The 1,023-nt window shown below is 74.2% G+C and carries 1 protein-coding gene; it reads left to right on the forward strand.

Features of this window, described 5'->3' with window-relative positions; translation table 11 throughout:
- Positions 1–159: 159 nt before the first annotated feature.
- Entirely contained in the window at positions 160–963 is an 804-nt protein-coding gene (locus tag ACFU99_RS44530) for a geranylgeranylglyceryl/heptaprenylglyceryl phosphate synthase (protein ID WP_384404626.1), read from the forward strand.
- The last annotated feature ends 60 nt before the right edge of the window (positions 964–1,023 follow it).

Here is a 1,023-nt window from a genome sequence, read left to right on the forward strand (position 1 = left end):
GCCGCCGCCCTCCCTGACCGACCCCGACGCCCCCTACGCCTGGCGCACCGAGGGCAGCGGCGCGCGGGTCGTCGGCACCGTGAAGACGGACACCGCGGGCCTGTTCACGACCGCCACCGCGCTGCTCGCCCTCGGCTGCGCAGGCAATCGGAGGCCGTCGTGATCGGCGCCGACCGAGGGGTACTGGCCCTGCTGCGCGCCCACCGGCCGAGCCCGCTGCACGTGGTGGACCCGTTCAAGGTCCCGCCGCGCGAAGCGGTGCTCAAGGCCGAGGCCGTGCAGCGGGCGGGGCTGCCGTTCCTGCTGCTGGCCAGCACCGACTACGACCGCTTCGACGAGCGGATGCCCGCGTACGTGGCGCGGGTCAAGGCCGCCGTGGACATCCCCGTGATCACCCACTTCCCGCCCCGGCCCGGCGCCGGGCTGCCCGTGGCGACCGGCGCCGACGCGCTCCTCGCCCCGGCGTTGCTGGGCTCCACCGACCCGTACTTCGTCTGGCAGAGCCTCCTGGAGACCCTGCACGTACAGCACGGGCGCGGCACGGCCCAGGAGGACCTGCCGGAGTTCCTGCTGGAGGCGGCGCTCACCTTCGGCGACGACCCCGTCTCGGCCGCCGTGATGCACACCGAGCCGCTCGGCCGGACCCCGGCGCAGTTGGACCGGCGGATCGAGACGATCCGCGCGTTCGGCTTCCCCGTCGTCTACCTGTACTCGCGCTTCGAGCAGGTCACGGGCCGGGTGTGCCGCTACTTCCGGGACCGGCTGAGCCCCGGTCAGCTGATCTTCATCGGGGGCAATGTGCGCTCCCGCGAGCAGCTGGAGGGCTATCTGCGGGCCGGAGCGGACTACGTGGTCTTCGCCGGGGCGCTGGAGCGCGCGGACTGGCGGGAGGAACTGGACCGCATGTGCGGCGCGCCGGGGCCGCGCGCGCGAAACGGCGCGGCGGCGCTGCGGCAGACATAGCCGCCCGCGGCCGGGCCGAAACCGGATGTGACAGCGCGGAAGGGAAGAGGGAAGCAGGAG

The sequence above is a fragment of the Streptomyces sp. NPDC057654 genome (genome assembly GCF_042800135.1).
GTDB lineage: Bacteria > Actinomycetota > Actinomycetes > Streptomycetales > Streptomycetaceae > Streptomyces.